Origin of the sequence: Inhella inkyongensis (assembly GCF_005952805.1) — a bacterium.
GTDB classification, from domain to species: Bacteria; Pseudomonadota; Gammaproteobacteria; order Burkholderiales; family Burkholderiaceae_C; genus Inhella; species Inhella inkyongensis.
Genome location: NZ_CP040709.1, coordinates 993,339 through 1,015,002 on the forward strand (window position 1 = coordinate 993,339; position 21,664 = coordinate 1,015,002).

The 21,664-nt window shown below is 65.5% G+C and carries 19 protein-coding genes; 9 read left to right on the forward strand and 10 right to left on the reverse strand.

The genetic code is table 11. From position 1 onward, the window contains the following. Positions 1-72: 72 nt before the first annotated feature. Complete coding sequence (locus FF090_RS04910; RefSeq protein ID WP_138855663.1) at positions 73-3,564, forward strand: TonB-dependent receptor; 3,492 nt, start codon at positions 73-75, stop codon at positions 3,562-3,564. Between the two features lie 87 nt (positions 3,565-3,651). Here the strand turns inward: FF090_RS04910 and FF090_RS04915 are convergent, their stop codons facing one another. The 4 genes from FF090_RS04915 to FF090_RS04930 form a co-directional block, all read right to left on the reverse strand. Beyond that, on the reverse strand, positions 3,652-4,068 hold the full coding sequence (locus FF090_RS04915) for a type 2 periplasmic-binding domain-containing protein (RefSeq protein ID WP_138855664.1): 417 nt from the start codon (positions 4,066-4,068) through the stop codon (positions 3,652-3,654). Positions 4,069-4,085: 17 nt separating this feature from the next. Beyond that, on the reverse strand, positions 4,086-5,240 hold the full coding sequence (locus tag FF090_RS04920; RefSeq protein WP_138855665.1) for a hypothetical protein: 1,155 nt from the start codon (positions 5,238-5,240) through the stop codon (positions 4,086-4,088). Between the two features lie 94 nt (positions 5,241-5,334). Continuing rightward, positions 5,335-6,942, reverse strand: coding sequence for a sialidase family protein (locus FF090_RS19735; protein WP_138855666.1), 1,608 nt, complete (start codon positions 6,940-6,942; stop codon positions 5,335-5,337). Then, positions 6,939-7,652 (reverse strand): YggS family pyridoxal phosphate-dependent enzyme, encoded by a 714-nt coding sequence (locus FF090_RS04930; RefSeq protein WP_138855667.1) that lies wholly within the window; start codon positions 7,650-7,652, stop codon positions 6,939-6,941. The genes FF090_RS19735 and FF090_RS04930 overlap by 4 nt, the downstream gene beginning before the upstream one ends. Positions 7,653-7,691: 39 nt before the next feature. On the opposite strand from FF090_RS04930, the gene FF090_RS04935 reads away from it, so the two are divergent. The 4 genes from FF090_RS04935 (at position 7,692) to FF090_RS04950 (ending at position 12,152) form a co-directional block, all read left to right on the forward strand. Further along, positions 7,692-8,735: a type IV pilus twitching motility protein PilT gene (locus tag FF090_RS04935; RefSeq protein ID WP_138855668.1), complete on the forward strand. Its 1,044-nt coding sequence runs from the start codon at positions 7,692-7,694 to the stop codon at positions 8,733-8,735. A 71-nt stretch (positions 8,736-8,806) separates the two neighbouring features. Beyond that, the gene (locus FF090_RS04940) at positions 8,807-9,943 is read left to right on the forward strand and encodes a PilT/PilU family type 4a pilus ATPase (protein ID WP_138855669.1); all 1,137 of its coding nucleotides are present in this window, start codon (positions 8,807-8,809) and stop codon (positions 9,941-9,943) included. A 5-nt stretch (positions 9,944-9,948) separates the two neighbouring features. After that, a complete protein-coding gene (locus tag FF090_RS04945) occupies positions 9,949-11,262 on the forward strand; it encodes a tetratricopeptide repeat protein (protein WP_138855670.1) in 1,314 nt (437 codons plus the stop codon). Then, positions 11,262-12,152 (forward strand): NAD(P)-dependent oxidoreductase, encoded by an 891-nt coding sequence (locus tag FF090_RS04950; RefSeq protein ID WP_138855671.1) that lies wholly within the window; start codon positions 11,262-11,264, stop codon positions 12,150-12,152. Before FF090_RS04945 ends, FF090_RS04950 begins: the two co-directional genes overlap by 1 nt. 64 nt (positions 12,153-12,216) lie before the next feature. Here the strand turns inward: FF090_RS04950 and FF090_RS04955 are convergent, their stop codons facing one another. The 3 genes from FF090_RS04955 to FF090_RS04965 are packed head-to-tail and all read right to left on the reverse strand — an operon-like array spanning position 12,217 to position 13,820. Further along, on the reverse strand, positions 12,217-12,834 hold the full coding sequence (locus FF090_RS04955) for a BON domain-containing protein (protein WP_138855672.1): 618 nt from the start codon (positions 12,832-12,834) through the stop codon (positions 12,217-12,219). Then, positions 12,835-13,401 carry an SIS domain-containing protein gene (locus FF090_RS04960; RefSeq protein WP_138855673.1) on the reverse strand — a complete coding sequence of 189 codons (567 nt, stop codon included), beginning with the start codon at positions 13,399-13,401 and terminating at the stop codon, positions 12,835-12,837. A 41-nt stretch (positions 13,402-13,442) separates the two neighbouring features. Beyond that, positions 13,443-13,820, reverse strand: a complete 378-nt coding sequence (locus FF090_RS04965; protein ID WP_138855674.1) for a YraN family protein — start codon at positions 13,818-13,820, stop codon at positions 13,443-13,445. Between FF090_RS04965 and rsmI the strand changes: the two genes are divergently transcribed. Further along, on the forward strand, positions 13,819-14,718 hold the full coding sequence (rsmI, locus tag FF090_RS04970; RefSeq protein WP_138855675.1) for a 16S rRNA (cytidine(1402)-2'-O)-methyltransferase: 900 nt from the start codon (positions 13,819-13,821) through the stop codon (positions 14,716-14,718). The two genes, FF090_RS04965 and rsmI, sit on opposite strands and share 2 nt — an antisense overlap. A 3-nt stretch (positions 14,719-14,721) precedes the next feature. Here rsmI and FF090_RS04975 read toward each other — a convergent pair whose 3' ends face one another. After that, the gene (locus FF090_RS04975) at positions 14,722-15,036 is read right to left on the reverse strand and encodes a hypothetical protein (protein ID WP_138855676.1); all 315 of its coding nucleotides are present in this window, start codon (positions 15,034-15,036) and stop codon (positions 14,722-14,724) included. A gap of 149 nt (positions 15,037-15,185) precedes the next feature. Here FF090_RS04975 and tldD point away from each other — a divergent pair, with 149 nt between their 5' ends. From tldD to htpG, 3 genes are all read left to right on the forward strand, one after another. Then, positions 15,186-16,643, forward strand: coding sequence for a metalloprotease TldD (gene tldD, locus FF090_RS04980; protein ID WP_138858291.1), 1,458 nt, complete (start codon positions 15,186-15,188; stop codon positions 16,641-16,643). Between the two features lie 153 nt (positions 16,644-16,796). Beyond that, the gene (locus FF090_RS04985; RefSeq protein ID WP_138855677.1) at positions 16,797-17,903 is read left to right on the forward strand and encodes a 3-deoxy-7-phosphoheptulonate synthase; all 1,107 of its coding nucleotides are present in this window, start codon (positions 16,797-16,799) and stop codon (positions 17,901-17,903) included. Between the two features lie 91 nt (positions 17,904-17,994). Further along, complete coding sequence (gene htpG / locus FF090_RS04990) at positions 17,995-19,878, forward strand: molecular chaperone HtpG (protein WP_138855678.1); 1,884 nt, start codon at positions 17,995-17,997, stop codon at positions 19,876-19,878. A 3-nt stretch (positions 19,879-19,881) separates the two neighbouring features. Here htpG and FF090_RS04995 read toward each other — a convergent pair whose 3' ends face one another. Together FF090_RS04995 and FF090_RS05000 are read right to left on the reverse strand one after the other, a co-directional pair. Beyond that, entirely contained in the window at positions 19,882-20,937 is a 1,056-nt protein-coding gene (locus FF090_RS04995) for a serine/threonine protein kinase (protein WP_138855679.1), read from the reverse strand. Beyond that, positions 20,934-21,650 carry a GNAT family N-acetyltransferase gene (locus tag FF090_RS05000; RefSeq protein ID WP_138855680.1) on the reverse strand — a complete coding sequence of 239 codons (717 nt, stop codon included), beginning with the start codon at positions 21,648-21,650 and terminating at the stop codon, positions 20,934-20,936. The genes FF090_RS04995 and FF090_RS05000 overlap by 4 nt, the downstream gene beginning before the upstream one ends. Positions 21,651-21,664 lie beyond the last annotated feature (14 nt).

Genomic DNA, 21,664 nt, shown 5'->3' on the forward strand with positions numbered 1-21,664 from the left:
GGCGAACCCTTAGGGCTCCCAGGTGGCCGGTTTGCGTATAGCAGACCGCGTTTTTACTTAGGAGTTAACCCGATGAGCTCGTCTCTCTTTGCTCGCACCGCCCTGGCCGCGGCCGTCGCCATCGTGGCGGCCGCCCCGGCCCTGGCCCAGAACACCACCGCCGCCATTGGCGGCCGCGTGCTGACCCCCGATGGCAAGCCCGTGGCCGGCGCCACCGTGGTGGTGCTGCACCGCGAGTCGGGCTCTGCTGTGACCCTGACCACCGACGGCGAAGGTCGCTACAGCGCCCGCGGTCTGCGCGTGGGCGGCCCCTACACCGTGACGGTGAGCAAGGGCGACGACAAGTCGGTGAATGACGAGGTTTACCTGGCGCTTGCCGAGACCACCTTGGTGGATCTGCGCGTCGGCAAGGCTGAGACCACCCTTGAGCAAGTGGTGGTGACGGGTTCGGCTACCTCTGGCAAGTTCGGCGCCGGCAATACCGGTGCAGGTACCAAGATCGGCAAGACCGAGTTGGAGTCTTATGCCTCGCTGAACGGCAACCTGCAGGACTTCGCGCGCATGGATGCACGCGTGGCGCAGACCGACAAAGAGCGTGGCGAGATGTCGGTGGCGGGTCAGAACTCGCGCTACAACTCCATCACCATCGACGGCGTCAAGATCAATGACACCTTCGGTTTGGAGTCGAACAATTTGCCGACTCGCAAGCAGCCTATCCCGCTGGAAGCGCTGCAGTCGGTGCAGGTCAATGTGTCGAATTACGACGTGACCCAGCAGGGCTATACCGGCGGTAATGTCAACGCGGTCACCAAGTCGGGTACCAATGACCTCAAGGGCACGCTGAAGCTGGCCTACCGTGACGACGGCATGGCCGGCAAGCGCTACAACCGTACCAACGACACTTACTTCAGCTTCCTGCCTTTCCAAGAGAAGACCATCGGTGCCACCTTGGGCGGCCCCATCATCAAGGACACGCTGTTCTTCTTTGCCAGCTACGAGGAGTTGAGCAGCAACCGCATTCAGCCTGAATTCGGTCCGGTGGGAAGCGCGTTGACCAATGTCGCGATCTCCCAGAAGGTGATCAACGACGCAGCGGCCTTGGCCAAGAGCAAGTACAACCTGGACATCGGTAATACCGACGTGCAGGCGGATCTGACTGTCAAGGATTCGCTGGTCAAGCTGGACTGGAATATCAGCGAGAAGCACCGCGCGAATGTGCGCTTCGCCCGCACTGAGCAGAGCGATACGAATAACGGCGGCTTCGGTGGCTTCAGCGCTACCGGTTTGGCCCTGTCCTCCAGCATCTGGCAGCAGGAGAAGACCATTGAGACCGCAGTGGCTCAGTGGTTCGCAGACTGGAGCGAGAACTTCTCGACTGAGCTCAAGGTCTCCAACCGCGACTACCACAGCGAGCCGCGCAATTCCTCGGACATGCCTTCGGTGGGCTTGCGCTTCACCGGCGTCGCCCCTATCGGGGCCCCGGCCGGTGTTGACACGGGAACCCGATTCCTGAATTTCGGTACTGAACGCAGCCGTCACTTCAACATCCTGGATACCAAGACCATGGACGCCTATCTGGGCGCCACTTGGTTTGCTGGCGACCACGAGGTGAAGTTCGGTGGTGACTACAGCGATAACAAGGTCTTCAACGCCTTCTTCCAGGACACCAAAGGCAACTACACCTTTGGCTGCCAGGATGGTTGGATTTACAACACCATCCCTGGTATCGCTGCGGGCACCCGACTGCCGACTACAGGCACCGCCAACCGCTGCAGCAGCCTTACGGCGGCTCAGATGGAAGCTGCTGTGCTGGAGAACTTCAGCCTCGGCCGCCCCAGTGCCTATCAAGTGCAAGCCCCCGCAGGCAGCTTCACGCTGAACGATGGCATTGCCAAGTTCAAGATTCAGAACCTGGGCTTGTTCTTGCAAGACACCTGGACGTTGTCCAACAAGCTCACCCTGAGTGCTGGTCTGCGCTATGACCAACTGGGTCTGCCGGATCGCCCCGCCGCCAACGCCTCGGCCGCCGCTGCGACCGTGGCGGGTTCAGCTGGCGCGACGAATGCGTCGGTGGTGCGCAATACGGGTGGCTTTGGCCTCGACAACACCCAGGTGCCGGATGGCGCTGATTTGTTCCAGCCGCGCTTCTCGTTCAACTACGCGTTTGACGCGATGGACAAGCGCAAGTCGCAGCTGCGTGGCGGTTTCGGCCTGTTCCAGGGCGCGGCGGCCAATGTCTGGATCTCCAATGCCTACTCGAACACGGGGGTGTTCACCCGTTTTGTGGGCTGCGGCAACTCCGGCCAGCGCAACTGCTTGGACACGACCGACACCGGCGTGTTCAACCCTGATCCGAGCAAGCAGGTGCTGCTCGCCGGCACCACGCCGGCCGCCAATGTGGACTTTTTGGCCGGAAACCTGGCCCAGCCCTCGGTGTGGAAGTTCAACCTGGGCTATGACCTGGAGTTGCCGCAGGGCTTTGTCTTCGGTGCCGAGTGGTTGGCCACCAGCGTCAATGACTCGATTTATTACCGCCATCTGAACCTGGGCGCCGCCACCCGCAAGGGCCCGGACGGTCGCGATATGTTCTACACCCCGGCGGCCTACAACCCGACCTGCTGGACCGGCAATGGCTCGCTGAGCACCAGCGGTACAACTTGCTCGGGCAACCGCAACCGTGCCCTGTCGAACGCCAGCTTCGGCAATGTGCTGATCGCCGAGCGCAGCGGTAAGGGCGGCGGCAATAGCGTCACGCTGTCGATCGGTCAGCCGCGTGTCGGCGACTTCAGCTGGAATCTGGCCTACACCCGTGCCAGCGCCACCGAGGTGAGCCCGCTGACCTCGTCGGTGTCGAACTCCAACTTCAATGCCCGTGCCATCTTCAATCCCAATGAAGAAGTGGTGGCGAACTCGGCTTATCTGGTGCAGGACCGTTTCAATGCCAATGTGCGCTGGAGCAAGGCCCTGATCGGCAAGCTGAAGACCACCTTGGGCGTGGTGTACGAAGGCCGCAAGGGTAAGCCCTATAGCTGGACCTATGGCAATGACATGAACGGCGACGGCATCTCGGGTAACGACCTGATGTATGTGCCCAAGGACGCCAGCGATGTGATCATCAAGAGTGGCCAGACCACCGGTTCCAGCGCGATCACCGACGCCCAGGCTGCCGCAGCCTTCTGGGCCATGGTGGACGGCACACCGCAATTGCGCAAGAGCAAGGGCCAGGTTGTGGAGCGCAATGGCAGCTTCTCGAAGTTCACCAACAGCTTTGATCTGCGCCTGACCCAGGAACTGCCGGCCTTTGCCAGTGGCCACAAGGCCCTGCTGAATCTGGATCTCTTGAACTTCGGCAACCTGATCAATCGTCGTTGGGGTCGCATCGACGAAAGCGCCTTTCAAAGCGCAGGCGGTGCTCGCCGCACCTTTGCAAACTTTGGTGGTATTGATCCGACGACTGGCAAGTACGTGTACTACGTGAACGGTTTTGTGACTGACGCTATCACTCGCCAGGCCGCTGGTGAGTCGCAGTGGGCCATGCAAGTCACGCTGCGTTACGAGTTCTAAGCCTAGCCGGATTGGCGGCCCTTACGGGGGCCGTCCAGTACAAAGCAAAGAGCCCGCCATTGGCGGGCTCTTTTTTTTCGCTGATGCCTACTCCAGCGGCACCACTACTTTGACGCTGCTGTCTACCGCACTCTTGTCGATGTAGCCGATGGCATCGACGTTGGCGGCCACGAACTTCTTGATGTCGGCGGCGGTGGCCAGCTCCTTCGGGGGCGTGGCTTTGCCGGAGAAGGCGAGTCGGGCCCAGGTGGCCTTGACCTGAGCGCCGGTCTTGCCGGCCGCCTTGCTATAGAACTGTTCGCGCGCGGCGTTGGCCTCGGGCAGGTCCACGGGTTGGCTGATGCCACCGGGCAGGCTGGTGCTGCGGCCCATATAGAGCGAGGCCACTTGCTCGGCGGTCAACTTGACCTCGCTCTTGGGGTTGACGATCACCACCACTTGGGCCGAGGCCTGGGTGGCAAAAAGGCTGAACAGCAGGCCCAGCCAGGGAAGGGGTTTGTGCATATTGGGCCTCGCTGCGTTCAGAACACGCGGTCGTAAGCGACGCTGATCACCCTGGCAGGGCCGGTCAGCGGTGCCAGTGCGGTGCGGTCGCGCACCCGATCCAGTTGCAGCTTCAGGGCGCCGCCTTGATGGATCTCGTAGCGAAGAGCCAGGGTGTTTGTGGATAGGGTCACCGGCACGTAGTCAGCCAAGTCGAAGCGGCTGCTTTCGGCGTAGCGGCTTAGGCCGGCGGTGAGGGTGAAATTGCCCCACTGGCGGCCCAGGGTCATCAAGTAAAACTTGGCGTCGTAGCCCACGGCTTGCATGCGGCGGGCCTTGCCAAATTCACTGCGCCACTGCCACTCTTCCCAGTCGCCATTGAGCACCAGACCCAAAAAGCTCTGATTGGCCTTGGTGCCGCCGTTGTATAGCTCGGCGTAGTCGCCGCTGGCGCGGTCGCGGACACGAATGTTGGAGCGCGTGTAGCTGATGCGGCCGGTGAACCAATCCTTGCTGGCTTCCACGGACAGGCCGGTGATACCGCCCCATTCGACGTCTTTTCTGTCTTCGGTGAACAGGGTGTAGTAGGGGTTCTCTTTGCTCTTCTCACTGCCGGTGTAGAGCTCGGTGCGCAGCGTCCAATCGCCCAGGTTCTTGGTGTTGCTCAGGCTCAGGCCGTTGTAGTTGACGACGTCCCAGCCATAGACATCAGGCGAGGGTCGCACGGTGTTGTAGGCATAGCCAGCGTCCTGGAAGTCAGAGTAGTAGTAGAGCGGGATGCGCTTGCGGCCGAGCTGAATCTTCCACTCAGGGTTCAGGGCGTAGCTGAGGTAGGCCCACTCTAGGTTCAGGTGCTGGTCCTTGAGCGTGCGCGCGGTGATTTGCGCCACAGCGCTGAAGTCGCGACTGATCTTCCATTCGCCTTGCAAGCCCAGCCGGCTTTCCTGGTCCAGCGCCCAGCTCTCGTCATAGACCGCCGCATGACCCCAATCGACGATGCTGCGGGTGCAGGATGACTGGTACTTCGGCGCGAGTGCGGTCGCGCTGCAATCGCCCTGGGTGCGCCCTGCCACCACGGACAGGAAGCCGCTGGTCTTGAACTCTTGCGCCAGGGCCGCGCCACTCAGCGCCTGCAGCGCAAGCGCCACGCCGCCCAAGACCCCCAAACGTCGACCGGAACGAATCCATCGCATTGCCGTCTCCATGCAGCTGCGGGGCAGCGGTTCGTCCTTATAACAAGGCGGGAGTGGCGTCGATATTGCGACTCACCCTTGCCTACCTCCTCACCTACCGTTCCGGTGGCGCATTGCGGCGCTGGGCCAGGGCCCACTGCGTACGTTGCTGGGCCAAGGCGTCGACACCCGCGCGCGCGTTGGCACTGAGGGCGCGCAGCCTGGGGGCCTCCACGGCCTGACTGGTGGTGGCCGGGGTCACGTTGAGCAAGAAGACGTCGGTGCGATTGTTGGCATCACGCTGCGGCAGAGCCAGCAGGGCTTGATAGCGATCGCCGCGCGCCACCAGGCCCATGTAATCGCCCAGGAAATAGCCGCGGGCATTGGGCGCTTGAGACAGGTCCACGGGCCCCCAGACCTTGGTCTCGCGCCAAGTGATGCCATCGCTGCTGGTCAGTAGCCACGCCGAGGCCAGCAAGGTGCTGGGGTCGGCGGTGTCTTCGCGCAAGTCAAAGTGCAGCAGGCCCACCTGGCCGTTGCGTCCGGCGGCCAGGGTTGGGGTGAAGGCGGCGACATCGGTGCGTTGATTGACCACTCGAGGTGCGGTCCAACTGATGCCGCCATCGTCCGAGGTGGCGACCACGATGCGGTCATGCCGCCCGCCCGGTTCGGCGCTGTGCCAACTCACCCACAGCCGACCATTGCTGCCCACGGCAATGCTGGGCAGGATGGCGCCGTCGCGTACCAGTAGGCTGGCGTTCTGCGGGTCGCGCGTGCCCACCGCCCGGTGCTCTGCAATGCGCACCGCCGTGCCCCAGCTCTGGCCGTTGTTGGTGGAGCGCACCACACCCACCCAGTTGGTGCTCACGCCGCCGACGGTGTCGATCTCCACAAACACATTGACCAGCACGCCCGGGGCCACGGCCACGATGCGGTTGCCGATGGTCTGCGCCACACCGCCGGGCTGGATGGGCGTGTAGATGGCGCGCGCGGGCTCCCAACTGGCGCCGGCGTCCTGCGAGCGCGCCATCAGCGTGGGGCCGTTGCCCACCGAGTCCAGCCGATCCCAGACGCCATAGACGAAGGCCGGGTGATAGGGGTCGGCGGTCAGAGCGTTCTTGTCGTGGAACAGGCTGCCGGTGTCGCGCACCAGGGTTTGCACGGGCTCCCAGGTCTGGCCGTTGTCCAGCGAGCGGGTGGCAAGCATGGCGCTGACCGAGCCGGGCTGTTGGGTGGCACCCGATGCCGCCAATGCCATGGCGTAGAGGATGCCGCTGGGTCCAAAGTCCACCCAGGGATCGCTGGCGCGCTCGTAGTCGCCCGCGCTGCCCGTGGTAGCACCGCCGCAGCGCGAGAAGGGGTGCAAGGTACGCCGCCAGCTTTGACCGCCGTCCAGGCTTACGCCGCTCATCGTGGCGCGCGCGGCCCCGCCGCCCCAGCGATCCTGCTGCCAGCCGCCGGCCAAGATGTCGGGATTGCTGGGGTGAATCGCCAGCCACGGCTCCACCTCGGCGTTGGCGTACAGCGTGCCGCTGCCGCCGCCGCAGGCGGCCGCGATCGGGCTGTCGGCCGAGGCCTTGCCGGTGGTGGGTAGGGGAAAGCTCGGGGCCGGCGCAGGGGGTGGGGCTGGGGAGGGCGCTGGCGCGGTGCTACCGCCACCGCCGCCCCCGCAGGCCACCAGCAACAGACCCAGTAGATAAAGCAGACTGTTCTTGAATTTCATTGCGCATCCATTGTTTGCTTTGCGGGCCGGGCACCGAACACCGCGCTGCCGATGCGCACCCAGCTGCTGCCTTCCAGCACCGCCGCTTCCAGGTCGGCGCTCATGCCCATGCTCAGGGTATCCAGGGCCAGGCCCCCATCCCTTAAGTCACTCAGGGCTTGTGCCAATACATGGTGGGGGCGGCGTTGCGATTCCAGGTCGGCGGCCGGCTCGGGAATGCTCATCAGTCCGCGCAGCCGCAAACCCGGCAGCGCGGCCACGGCTCGGGCGAGCTCTGGCAACTCGGCCAAGGCCACGCCACTCTTGCTGGCCTCGCCGCTGACATTGAGCTGCAAGCACACTTGCAAGGGCGGCAGATGGCTGGGGCGTTGGGCGCTGAGGCGTTCGGCAATCTTCAGCCGGTCCACGCTGTGCACCCAGTCGAACTGTTCGGCCACCACCCGGGTCTTGTTGGACTGCAGCGGGCCGATCAGGTGCCACACCAGGTTGGCGCGCAGGTCGGCCAGTGCCGCCATCTTGTCCAGCGCCTCCTGCACATAGTTCTCGCCGAAGTGGTGCTCACCTGCTGCCAGGGCGGCGCGCACAGCGTCGGCGGGCTGGGTCTTGGAGACGCACAGCAGCTGGACCGCACTGCGCGGTCGGCCGGCCTGGATACAAGCGGAATCGATGCGCGCGTGCACATCACGGAGTCGGTGTTCGAGCGTGGCCATAATGGCCGCGAGCCTACCTCCAGCCCAAAGCCCACTGCCATGGACATCACCCAACTGCTTGCGTTCTCGGTCAAGAACAAGGCCTCGGACTTGCACCTCTCGGCCGGCCTGCCGCCGATGATCCGGGTGCATGGCGATGTACGCCGCATCAATGTCGAGGCCCTGGACCACCGGGGCGTGCACGACATGGTGTACGACATCATGAACGACAGCCAGCGCAAGGTGTACGAAGACGTGCTGGAAGTGGACTTCTCGTTCGAGATCCAAGGCCTGGCGCGCTTTCGCGTCAATGCCTTCAACCACAACCGCGGCGCTGGCGCGGTGTTCCGCACCATTCCGAGCAAGATCCTGACGCTGGAGCAGCTGGGCGCGCCCAAGGTGTTTGGTGACCTGGCCATGCGGCCGCGCGGCATGGTGCTGGTGACGGGGCCGACGGGTTCGGGCAAGAGCACCACCTTGGCCGGCATGGTCAACCACCTGAACGAAAACGAATACGGCCACATCCTCACCATCGAGGACCCGATCGAATTCGTGCATGAGAGCAAGAAGTGCCTGATCAACCAGCGCGAGGTCGGCCCACATACCTTGAGCTTTGCCAACGCCCTGCGCAGCGCGCTGCGTGAGGATCCGGACGCGGTGCTGGTGGGCGAGATGCGCGACCTGGAGACCATCCGCCTGGCGCTCACTGCGGCAGAAACGGGCCACTTGGTGTTCGGCACCCTGCACACCAGTTCGGCGGCCAAGACGGTGGACCGTATCGTCGACGTCTTCCCGGCGGCCGAAAAGGAAATGGTGCGCGCCATGCTCTCGGAGTCGCTGATCGCGGTGATCTCGCAGACCCTGTGCAAGACCAAGGACGGCAGCGGCCGCACGGCGGCGCACGAAATCATGATTGGCACCTCGGCCATCCGCAACCTGATCCGCGAGAACAAGGTGGCGCAGATGTACTCCGCCATCCAGACCGGTCAGAGCATGGGCATGCAGACCCTGGACCAGAACCTGACCGACCTGGTGCGTCGCAACGTCATCAGCCCGGCCGAAGCCCGCGGCAAAGCCAAGTTCCCGGAGAACTTCCCCGGCTAAAGCCGGGGAAGTTCCGCAACCCACTCGGCAGAGCGCCTACCCAGCGGGGCGCCTAGCCCAAGGACCATTCAATGGAACGCGACCAAGCCTCGAAATTCATCAACGACCTCTTGCGCCTGATGGTCAGCCGCAAGGGTTCGGACCTGTTCCTGACGGCCGAGTTCCCGCCCGCCATCAAGGTGGACGGCAAAATCACCAAGGTCAGTCCGCAGCCGCTTTCGGGCCAGCACACCATTCAGTTGGCGCGCGCCATCATGAATGACAAACAGACGGCCGAGTTCGAAAAGAGCAAGGAGTGCAATTTCGCCATCTCGCCCCAAGGCATCGGGCGCTTCCGCGTCAACGCCTTCCTGCAGCAGGGCCATGTGGGTCTGGTGTTGCGCACCATTCCGGCCACCTTGCCCACGGTGGAGAGCCTGGACCTGCCGCACATCTTGAAGGATCTGGTGCAGACCAAGCGCGGCCTGATCATCCTGGTGGGCGGTACGGGCTCGGGCAAGAGCACCACCCTGGCGGCCATGATCGACCACCGCAACGAAAGCACTTACGGCCACATCATCACCATCGAGGATCCGGTCGAATTCGTGCACCCGCACAAGAATTGCATCGTCACGCAGCGCGAGGTGGGCATCGACACCGATGGCTGGGAAATGGCGCTGAAGAACACTCTGCGCCAGGCCCCCGACGTGATCCTGATGGGTGAGATCCGCGATCGCGAGACCATGGACCACGCGGTCGCCTTTGCCGAAACGGGCCACCTGTGCATGGCCACCCTGCACGCCAACAGCGCCAACCAAGCGCTGGATCGCATCATCAACTTCTTCCCCGAAGAGCGCCGCACGCAGCTGCTGATGGATCTGTCGCTCAACTTGAAGGGCCTGGTGTCGCAGCGCCTGTTGCCGCGCCGCGAGGGCAAGGGCCGGGTGGCGGCGGTGGAAATTCTGATCAACACGCCGCTGATCTCTGAGCTGATCTTCAAGGGCGAGGTGGGCGAGATCAAGGATGTGATGAAACGCTCGCGCGAGCTCGGCATGCAGACGTTTGACCAAGCGCTTTTTGACCTCTACGAGTTGGGCAAGGTCACCTACGAGGACGCCTTGCGCAACGCCGATTCGGTCAACGACCTGCGCCTGAACATCAAGCTCAACAGCGAACGCGCCCGCAGCGGCGATCTGTCTTCCGGAACTGAACACCTCACCATCGTCTGATCCTCATGTTGAATGCCTCTCGTCTGACTCTTTGTGCCCTCTCTCTCGCCCTAGGGGCCGCCCACGCGGGCGTGATCCAGGATGGTCGTCTGCCGCCCCAGCAAGCGGCGGCCGCCGCGCAGGATCCGCTGGCGCCCAAGGGCGCCGCAGCCCAGGCTGCCTGGGCGGCCGCACGGGCCGCCATGGCCGCGGGCGACCTCAAAAAGGCCGAGCAGAAGTTCCAGGAGGCCGCCAAGGCCGACATCAGCGCAGCAGCGCCCTTGGTGGGGCTGGCCGAAGTGGCGCTCAAGCGTGGCGATGTGAAGGCCGCGCAGGCTCAGCTGCAGGCGGCCAGCCAGCGTGATGCCAAATCGGTGTTGGTGCGTCTGGCTCAGGCCCGTCTGCAGGTGGCCAGCGGTCAGCTGGCGCCGGCCCAGGCCAGCTACCAGGCCTTGCTGAAGGACCAGCCGGATCATCGCGAGGCCCTGTTCGATCTGGGCGACCTGTTGCTGCGTCAGCGCAAGGCTGCCGAGGCCCTGCCTCTGTTCCAGCGTGCCAGTCAGTTGCAACCGGTGGAGATGGGAGCCTGGGTCGGTTTGGCGCGCGCGCAAGCGCTGCTGGGCCAGCGCAAGGAAGCCATGGCCACGCTGGAGCAGTTGGCCCAACGCCTGCCGGGTCAGGCCATGCCCCTGGTGGCAGCGGCCGAGATGGCCCTGGCCCTGGGCGATAAGGCGCAGGCCGTCAGCCTGGCTGAGCGCGCTGCCAAGACGGACGCCAAGGCCCAGGCGCCGCAGCTGGTGCTGGCCGATGCGCTGGCCGCCAATGGCCAAGGCGCCAAGGCCCAGGAAGTGCTGCAGAGCCTGTTGACCCTGCCGGACGTGAACGCCGCCGTGGTGCACACCAAGATTGCCATCCTGAAAGAAGGCGCCAAGGACTTCGATGGCGCCATGGCCGGCTACCGCACCGCCTTGCGTGCCGACCCCAAGTTCCATCCGGCGTTGAACAACTTGGCTTGGCTGGCCTCGCAGCGCAAGCAGGACCTGGACGAAGGCCTGCGCTCGGCGCGCAAGGCCGTTGAACTGGTGCCCAACCAGCTGGCCTATCTGGACACCCTGGCCGTGCTGCTGCTGGCCCGCAAGGAACCCAAGCCGGCGCTCGAAGCCCTGGAGCCGGTGCTCAAGGCGCAGCCGCAGAATGGCTTGCTGCAATTGCGCAAGGCGCAGGCCTTGCAAATGCTGGATCAGGTGCCGGCCGCGCGAGCCGCACTGGAGCTGGCCTTGAAGGCTGACCCCGAGCTGAAGGAAGCGCGCGAGCTGCAGACCCAGTTGGGGGCTCGCTGATGACGGCGCCCCGTCTGGCCTTTGTCGGCCTGGGCGCGATGGGTGCCCCCATGGCCGGCCACTGGGCGCAGGCCGGTCATTCGGTGCGGGTATTCAACCGCCGCCCGGAAAAGGCGCAGGCCTGGGTGGCGCAACATGGGGGTGTGGCGGCCGCCAGCCCGGCGCAGTTGGCTGAAGGGGTCGATGTGGTGGCCCTGTGCGTCGGCCGCGACGAGGATGTGCGTCAGGTCGTCACCGGCCCGGATGGCCTGCTGCAGACCTTGGCAGCGGGTGCAGTGATCGTCGACCACACCACCACCTCGGCCGAGTTGGCTCGCGAGATGGCGAAGGTTTGCGCCGAGCGTGGCGTGTCCTTCGTTGACGCGCCGGTCTCGGGTGGCGAGGTGGGCGCACAGAAGGGCCAGCTCACTGTCATGTGTGGTGGCCCCCAGGCGGCCTTTGCGAAGGCCGAGCCGGTGCTGCGCCTCTATGCCAAGGCGGTTACCCATCTGGGCGAGAGTGGCGCCGGGCAACTGGCCAAGATGGTCAACCAGATTTGCATCGCCGGAGTGCTGCAAGGTCTCTCGGAGGCCCTGGCCTTTGGTCAGCGCGCCGGGCTGGACATGCCGGCCGTGCTGAAGGTGATTGGCCAAGGGGCAGCGCAGAGCTGGCAGATGGACCAGCGTGGACCGACCATGCTCGAAGACCGCTTTGACTTTGGCTTTGCGGTGGACTGGATGCGCAAGGACTTGGGCTTGGTGCTGGACGAAGCGCGGCGCAATGGCAGCGCGCTGCCGTTGACCGCCTTGGTCGATCAGTTCTATGCCGACGTGCAGGCCCAAGGCGGCGGGCGCTGGGACACCTCATCCCTCATCAGAAGGTTGAGTGAGCAGCGAAATCGGCAGCGCTGATCAATTGCCACCCTGGAACCGCCTTGGCCGGGCCGCGCCCCTTGAGGGAGGCGCATAGGCGCGGCTATTTTTTGGCCGGCCGCAGGCGGGCCAACTCGTCCTCGGTCAGGATCTCAAACACCTTGACCACCTTGGCCACGCCCGGGATGCCGCGCACCAGCTCCACCGCACGGTGCGCCTCGCGTTCGGTCACGCGGCCCATCAGATAGACCTCGGAGCGTTCGACCACCACCTGGAATGCGTTGGATTGCAGGTCCTGCGCATCTACCAGGGTGGCCAGCACCTTGGTCTTGACGGCAATGTCGCCGGCGCGGGACTTGAGCGAACTCAGGAATCCGTACTGCAATTCGTTGACCACCCGGCTGACGTTGTCGACACGGGCGGCAATCTCTTCGGCGCGGGCTTTGTCGGCTTCTTCCTTGACCTCGCCGGTCAAGAGCAACACGCGGTTGTAGGCGTTCGCGTTGATGTGGACCCGGTCGCCCAGTTGCTCTTTCAGGCGCAGGGTGGCCTTGACCTCAATGCCTTCGTCTTCCAGTTGGGTGCCGGCGGTGCGGCGGTCGGTGGCGACGAGGGCGCCGCCCACCATGGCGCCGCCCACCACCAGCGGGGCGCAGCCCGTCAAGGCAGTCAGGGCGGTCAGCGACAACAGCAGGGGCAGCGCGTACGAGCGAATCTTCATTTAGGCCTCCAGGCCAAGCAATTGGGCATCGATGGCGTCGCACAGCGCGTGCAAGGCCAGCCGGTGGGTCTCGCTGACGCGCGGCCAGCGTGGGTGGTTGACGCGAATCAGCAGGTCGGTGTCGCGCAGCAGGGTGCGCAAAGACTGGTCTTGCGCGCCGCAAAGCGCCACCACGGCCACGTCCTGACCATGGGCTGCCTCGATCAGGGGGCTGGCGTCGGCTTCGGCTTGCGGGTCGATCCAGATCAACAGGTCGCCCGGGTGACCCAGCGACTGCAGCTGGCGCGCCAGGGCCGGCACGCCGCCCTGCGCACCCAGCTGGGGCGCCAGGGCCAGTGCGCTCAGGCCGGGACGATCTTGCTCAAAGCGATCCATCAGCAACTGCGCGGCCCATTGGGCATCCAGCTGGGCCAGGCCGGCACCAGCCAGGAATAGGCGCCCCCCGTTGGTGACCGCCAACATGGCCAGTTGCGCGGCGGAGGCCAGGGGGCGGGTGAGCTGCTCGGCGGCCTGGTAGAACAGGTCGGCGCTCTCGAAAAACTGTTGTTGGATGCGGGCTTCAAGCATGGGCGGCGGATCTTAGCGGCCCGCCTCGGCCTGATCAGGGCTTACCCGGCATCAAAGGCGGCCTGCAGCCACTCGATCTGTTCGCCGTCGATCGCCACCACATCGAAACGGCAGCGCGGCAAGGGGTGGACATTCAGCAAATAGGTTTGGGCCGCACGCACCAGGCGGCGGCGCTTGGCGGCGTCGATGCTGGCCGCCGCGCCGCCCTGCTGGTTGCTGCGCCGCTGGCGAACCTCGACGAAGACCAGCACGCCTTGGCGGTCACGCAGGATCAGATCGATCTCACCCCCGGGCCGACCCGGGCCGCCACCGACTCGATAATTCCGCGCCACCAGCCTCAGGCCCTGCTGCTCCAAGTGCTGCAGGGCACGCGCTTCCCCTTCCTCACCCTTGGCGCGGGTGGTCTTGAACCCGAACATGTCCACTGCCCCCGACCTTGTTGCCGCCGCCGCCCAGGCGGCTGGTGCGCAGCAGTATCCCGCCGGTGCCCTCTATGTGGTGGCCACGCCGATTGGCAATTTGGCCGACTTGAGTCTGCGCGCCCTGCATGTGCTGCGCCTGGTGGATGCGGTGGCCTGTGAAGACACGCGGGTGAGCGCCCAGCTGCTGCGCCACTACGGACTGCACAAGCCCTTGCTGGCCCTGCACCAGCACAACGAGCGCGAGGCCGCTCAGGGTCTGGCGGAGCGACTGCAGCGCGGCGAGCGCATTGCATTGATCAGCGACGCCGGCACGCCGGCGGTGTCGGACCCCGGCGCGCGTCTGGTGGCCGAGTTGCAGCGCGCCGGGCTGCGCTGCATTCCCATCCCTGGCGCCAGCAGCACATTGGCGGCCTTATCGGTGGCCGGTGACGAGCTGGCTCAGGGCTTTCGCTTCGTCGGCTTTCTGCCGCCCAAGGGTGAGGCGCGGGCGCAGGCGCTGGCGGCTCTGGAGGCCAGTCCCGACGCTCTGGTGCTGTTCGAGGCGCCGCATCGCGTGGCGGACTTGGCGGCGGAGTTGGCCCAGCGCTGGCCGCAGCGTGGGGTGACTTGGTGCCGCGAGCTGACCAAGCAGTTCGAGTCGGTGCACCGCCTGCAGTGCGCGGAGCTACCCGCGCTGCTGGCGCGCGACCCCCACGCCCAGCGCGGCGAGTTCGCGCTGGTGCTGCATGCGCAACCGCCGCAGCAGACCGAGGGCCTGGCCCCCGAGGTCGAGCGCCAGCTTCAGATCTTGATGGAGGAACTGCCGCTGAAGCAGGCCGTGGGTCTGGTGGCACGGATCAGCGGCGTGGCGCGCAACACCTTGTATGCGCGCGCCCTGGAGCTCAAGGCGCCGTAGCCATCACTGCGTGCGGCCGTTGTGCTTCTTGCGCCGGATGTCGCGGCTGGCAGCGTCCTGCGCGGTTTCAATGCGGCGGCGCTCCTTGCCCGTCACAACGCCATCGGCGGCGGCCTTGTTTTCCAGTTGGTCGATGCGAGCCTGCTCCTTCTCCAGTTTCAGGGTTTCCTGCGCAGTCAGCGAGCCATTGGCCGCACCGCGCTGGATGCGTTCTTCCTGGCGCGCTTCGCGCCGTTCGGCGCGGGCGGTCTGCGCCTGGGCGTCGATGTGGGTGACCAGCAAGGCAGTCAGCAGCAAGGCGAGGGCGGAAGTCTTCATGGCAGTCCTTTGCGTGAGTGGGTGCCGGCGCAATGAAGCCGGCTGCCGTCCACAACGGCATCACGGTGCGGTGGCCGACCGGGTTTGCGTAAACCTCGGTAAAGCGATGTGAAGCGGTTCATCCCGCCATGAGCAAGCACAATCCGCACATGAACGCACCCGACGCCATGGTGGCCGCGCTGGCCACCGCTCACAGCCGCTTGCTCACGCCCTTCGGGCTCGATGAAGCCGCGCTGGAACGTACGCTGAAGTTGATTACCGCCCACCGAGTGGACGATGCCGATCTCTATTTCCAGACCACCCGCGCCGAGGGCTGGAGCCTGGAAGAGGGCATCGTCAAGAGTGGCAGCTTCTCCATCGATCAGGGCGTCGGCGTGCGGGCCGTGGTGGGCGAGAAGACCGCCTTCGCTTATTCCGATTCCCTGAGCGAGGCCGCCCTGGCCGACTGCGCGCTGACCGTGCGTTCGATCGCGGCCGCCGGCCAGAGCCGACGCATCGCCGTGCGCCCGCGCCAGGCCCAGGGCCTGCAGCTCTATGGCGCCCACGACCCCATCGCCAGCCTGGACAGCGCCGCCAAGGTGGCCCTGCTGGAGCGCATCGAGCGCATGGCGCGCGCCAAGGACCCGGCGGTGGTGCAGGTGATGGCCGGCCTGGCGGCCGAGCACGAGACCGTGCTGATTGCCCGCGCCGACGGCCTGCGGGCCGCCGATGTGCGGCCCCTGGTGCGCCTGTCCATCACCGTGATCGCCGAGCGCAACGGCCGCCGCGAAGTGGGCAGCGGCGGTGGCGGCGGGCGCTTTGGCCTGGCCTACTTCACCGACGAGGTGCTGCGCAGTTATGTGGAGCAGGCCGTGAACGGCGCGCTCACCAATCTGGAGAGCCGCCCGGCCCCTGCCGGCGAAATGACCGTGGTGCTGGGTCCGGGCTGGCCCGGCGTGCTGCTGCACGAGGCCGTGGGCCATGGCCTGGAGGGCGATTTCAACCGCAAGGGGTCCAGCACCTTCTCAGGCCGCATTGGCCAGCGCGTGGCCGCCAAGGGCGTGACGGTGCTGGACGACGGCACCCTGCCGGACCGGCGCGGCAGCCTGAACATCGATGACGAAGGCCATGCCGCGCAGCGCAATGTGCTGATCGAGGACGGCATCCTGGTCGGCTACATCCAGGACGCGATGAATGCTCGGTTGATGAAAGTGGCTCAGACCGGCAATGGCCGGCGCGAGAGCTACGCCCATGTGCCCATGCCGCGCATGACCAACACTTACATGCTGGGCGGCGACCGCGATCCGGCCGAGATCATCGCCAGCATCGACCGGGGCCTCTACGCCACCAACTTCGGTGGCGGCCAGGTGGACATCACCAGCGGCAAATTCGTCTTCTCGGCCAGCGAGGCCTATTGGGTGGAGAAGGGCAAGATCCTCTATCCCGTGAAGGGCGCCACCATCATCGGCAACGGCCCCGAGGCCCTGACCCGCGTGTCCATGATCGGCAACGACATGGCGTTGGACAGCGGCGTGGGCGTGTGCGGCAAGGAAGGCCAGTCGGTGCCCGTCGGCGTGGGGCAACCCACCCTTCGCATTGAAGGCCTCACCGTGGGCGGTACGGCCTGATACATTCGCCGTCATGTTCCGCGCTGCCGCTGCTTTTTATTTTTGGTTCTATCCCTGCCTAGGCGGTGGAGAGATCTGAGCGCGCAACGCACCAAGAATCCCTACAAACCGCCGGCCTCAAAGCCCGGCGGTTTTTTCTTTTCAGGACCCGCCATGAACGCCAAAGCCCTGCCCGAACGCGTGTACAGCCAGGAAGACCGCACCAGCCGCACCGACGACGAGCGCATTGCCGGCATCACCCCGCTGCCGCCGCCGGAGCACCTGATCCGCTTCTTCCCGGTGGCCGGAACGCCGATGGAAAAGCTGGTGCTCAACACCCGGCAGGCCATCCGCAACATTCTGGCGGGCAAGGATGAACGCCTGCTGGTGGTGGTGGGCCCTTGTTCCATCCACGACCCGGCCGCGGCGCTGGAGTACGCACGCCGGCTCAAGCCCCTGCGCGAGAAGTACCGCGGCACGCTGGAGATCGTCATGCGGGTCTATTTCGAGAAGCCGCGCACCACGGTGGGCTGGAAGGGGCTGATCAACGACCCCTACCTGGACGAGAGCTACCGCATCGACGAGGGTCTGCGCATCGCGCGCCAGTTGCTGCTGGAGATCAACCGCCTGGGCCTGCCGGCGGGTTCGGAATTCCTCGACGTGATTTCGCCGCAATACATCGGCGACCTGATCGCCTGGGGCGCGATTGGCGCGCGCACCACCGAGAGCCAGGTGCACCGCGAGTTGTCTTCGGGCCTGTCGGCGCCCATCGGTTTCAAGAACGGCACCGATGGCAATCTGAAGATCGCCTGCGACGCCATCCAGGCGGCTGCGCGGCCGCACCACTTTCTGTCGGTGCACAAGAACGGCCAAGTCGCCATCGTGCAGACCAAGGGCAACAAGGACTGCCACGTCATCCTGCGCGGCGGCAAGGCGCCGAACTACGACGAGGCCAGCGTGGATGCGGCCTGCGCCGAACTGGCCGCCGCCAAGCTGCCCACGCGCCTGATGGTGGACTGCAGCCACGCCAACAGCAGCAAGAAGCACGAGCGCCAGCTGCTGGTGGCCGAGGAGCTGGCGCGCCAATGGCGCGCCGGTCGCCGCCAGGTGTTCGGCGTGATGGTGGAAAGCCACCTCAGTGGCGGTGCGCAGAAGTTCAGCCCCGGCAAGGACGATCCGGCCCGGCTGGTCTATGGCCAGAGCATCACCGATGCCTGCCTGGACTGGGCGCAGACAGAAGAGCTGCTGGCGGGCTTGGATGCGGCGGTCCGGGGGGAATGAACCCGCGACTGATCCAGAATTCGCCCCCTTGAAGCCGGCGCCCCTGGCCCCATATGGCCGGCGCCGGTTTGTTTTTTGAGGGATTTGATCCATGAGCACCAAGCACACCCACGCCTTCCAGGCCGAAGTCAAACAGATCCTCCATCTGGTGACGCACAGCCTGTACTCGAACAAGGAGATCTTCCTGCGCGAGTTGGTCTCCAACGCCAGCGACGCTTGCGACAAGCTGCGCTTCGAGGCCCTGGACCAGAACGCGCTGTTTGAGGATCAGCCGAACCTGGAGATCCGCCTGATCGTGGACAAGGAAGCGCGCACGCTGACCATCCGCGACAACGGCATCGGCATGAGCGCCGACGAAGCCATTGCGCACCTGGGCACCATTGCCAAGAGCGGCACGCGCGACTTCATGTCGGCGCTGGATGAGGCCAAAAAGGGCGACGCCAACTTGATCGGTCAGTTCGGCGTGGGCTTTTACTCGGGCTTCATCGTGGCTGATCGCATCACCGTCGAGAGCCGCCGTGCCGGTCTGGACGCCGCCCAGGGCGTGCGCTGGACCAGCGAAGGCACGGGCGAGTTCGAGGTCGAGGCCATCGACAAGGCCGGCCGTGGCACCGATGTGATCCTGCACCTGCGCGAGGGCGAGGACGATTTCCTGCAGCCCTGGAAGCTGCGCTCCACGGTGGCCAAATACAGCGACCACATCGGCCTGCCCATCCTGCTGCGCAAAGAGACTTGGGACGCCGAGAAGAGCGCCTATGTGGTGACCGACGAGTGGGAGACCGCCAACAAGGCTTCAGCCCTGTGGACGCGCTCCAAGAGTGACATCACGCAGGAGCAGTACGACGAGTTCTACAAGACCCTGAGCCACGACAGCCAGGCGCCGCTGACCCACACGCACAACCGCGTGGAGGGCCGCAGCGAGTACATCCAGCTGCTCTACATCCCCGCCAAGGCTCCGTTTGACCTCTGGAACCGCGACAAGAAGCCCGGCGTCAAGCTCTATGTGAAGCGCGTCTTCATCATGGACGACGCCCAGGAGTTGATGCCCAGCTACCTGCGCTTCGTGCGCGGCGTGATCGACTCGGCCGACCTGCCGCTGAACGTGAGCCGTGAGCTGCTGCAGGAAAGCCGCGATGTGCGCGCCATTCGCGAGGGCTCGACCAAGAAGGTGCTGGGCATGCTCGAAGCGCTGGCCAACAGCGAGGACCAAGCCGACAAGGACAAGTACGCCGGTTTCTGGAAGGAGTTCGGCGCGGTGTTCAAAGAGGGCATGGGCGAGGACTTCCAAAACCACGAGCGCATCGCCAAGCTGCTGCGCTTTGCCTCCACCCACGCCAGTGAAAACGTCAGCCTGGCCGACTACGTGGGCCGCATGAAGGAGGGGCAGGAGCACATCTACTTCATCACCGCCGACAGCCTGGCGGCCGCGCAGAACAGCCCGCAGCTGGAAATCTTCCGCAAGAAGGGCACCGAGGTGCTGTTGCTGGCCGACCGTGTGGACGAGTGGATGGTCAGCCACTTCCAGGACTTCGAGGGCAAGACCCTGCAGTCCATCGCCAAGGGCGCGGTCGACTTGGGTCAGCTGCAGGACGAGGCCGAGAAGAAGGCCGCCGAGGCGGCTGCCGAGGCCTTCAAGCCGATGCTGGAGAAGCTCAAGGAGTCGCTCAAGGAGCGCGCCAAGGACGTGCGCGTCACCACCCGCCTGGTCGACTCGCCGGCCTGCATCGTGGTGGAAGAGGGTGACATGAGCGCCCACCTCAGCCGCCTGCTCAAGCAGGCCGGCCAAGACGCTCCGGCGGCCAAGCCCACGCTGGAAGTGAACCCCGAGCACGCGCTGGTCAAGGCCCTGGACGGCCATGCCCGATTCGACGACCTGGCCCAGGTGCTGTTCGACCAGGCCCTGCTGGCCGAAGGCGGCGCGCTGGAAGACCCGGCGGCCTATGTGCGACGCGTCAACGCCCTGCTGTTGGCCTGAAGCTCAGGCAAAACCATCGCCGTCGAAGTTGACGAAGTCATCGTCATCCTTCGGCGGCGGGGCGGGCGGAGCGTCTTGCATGGCTTCGAGTTGCTCGGCCAGTTTGGCCACTTGGTCCAGCCAGTAGTTGGGTGTGCCGAACCAGGGGAAGGCGATGGGGAAGGCCGGGTCGTCCCAACGTTTCGCGATCCAGCCGCTGTGATGAATCATGCGCAGGGTGCGCAGGGGTTCAATCAGCGTCAGCTCGCGGCGGTCGAAGTCCAGCACCTGCTCGTAGCCGGCCAGCAGGGCGCGCAGTTGTTGCTGGGCCTGAGCCGGGTCGCCACTGAGCAGCATCCACAGGTCCTGCACCGCAGGGCCGGTGACGGCGTCGTCCAGATCCACGAAGTGCGCGCCGCCGCCCGGTGTCCACAGCAGATTGCCGGGATGGCAGTCGCCATGCAGGCGCTGGGTTCGCAGACCGGGCTGGGCGCCAAAGGCCTGCTGCACCGCCTGCAGGCAGCGTTCCACCATGCCGTGCCAGCGTCCCTCCAGCTCATAGGGCAGGCAGCCACTGGCGCGCACGGCTTCCACGGCCAGGTCGCCGGGTGAACGGCCTGCCCAGCGGGGGCGATGGGTAAATTCCCGCTGACGCCCCACTCGATGGATGCGCGCAATGAAGCGCCCCAGGACTTCCAGGACCTCCAAGTCTTCCAGCTCGGGTGCCCGACCGCCCTGACGCGGCGCGGCGCAAAAGCGCAAGCCCTGCCACTGCGCCAGCGTGGGCGGTTCGCCCAGCAAGCTGGCGCCGCAAGCTTGCAGCGGCAGTGGTGCGGCCAGAGGCACTTCATCGGCCTGCAGGTCCAGGGCGAAGCGGTGCTCTTCGAGCAGCTGCTCGTTGCTCCAACGCGCCGGGCGGTAGAACTTGGCGACCACGGCCGCGCCGTCCTCCAGATGCACCAGGAATACGCGGTTCTCGTAGGAGTTGAGTTGCAGCAGGCGACCATCGCCGCGCAGGCCCACGGTGTCCAGGGCATCCAGCACGCGGCCAGGGTCGAGTTCGGCGTAATCGAGGTTCAAGGGGGAGGGGGGGGATCGGCAGGGGGCGGCGCATCATCGCCGAGTAGATCCCGTACCTCGGTCTGTACGCTGTCCACGAAGTCCTGCAACTGCTTGGCCTGGTGCTTGAGGCGGAAGTCCAACTCGCCCAAGCCCTCCTCCAGCGCTTGCTCGGCATGGCTGCGCCAGTTGTCCTCGGGTAGGTGAAGCCGGGCGCTGACGCTGCCCTCCGCCACCTCTTCCACCCAGGCGCCGGCCTTTTCGGCGATGCGCAGCATGGCCTGGTTCTCGCTCAGCGCGTGGATGAGCAGAAAGCGCATATTGCGATTGCGCGCGTGCAGGCAGGCCAACTCGAACAGCCGGCTGCCCAGACCGCGCCCGCGGTAGCGTTCCAGCACCGACACACCAAACTCGGCGGTGTCGGCCTCGGGGCCGCTGAGGGTGTAGGCCAGATGGGCCATGGCCACCAGCTCCAGGCGGCGATTGAAGACCCCCAGCAACTCGTCACGACCAAACTCCAGGCTCAGGGCATAGCGTTCGATCTGCCCGTCGCTGGCGGCGTAGCCAAATCGCAGATAGCGATCCGGCCCGCCCAGGGCCAGTAGGTGCTTGAGGATGCGGCGGCGATGGCGCCGGCCCAATGAGCGGATCGGTACCCAATTCCCGCGCAACGCAGCCAGCGCGGTGCGCAGCGGTGAGTCGCCGGCGGGGTTGGCACTCTTGGGAGCACTCATGGCGGCCATTATGT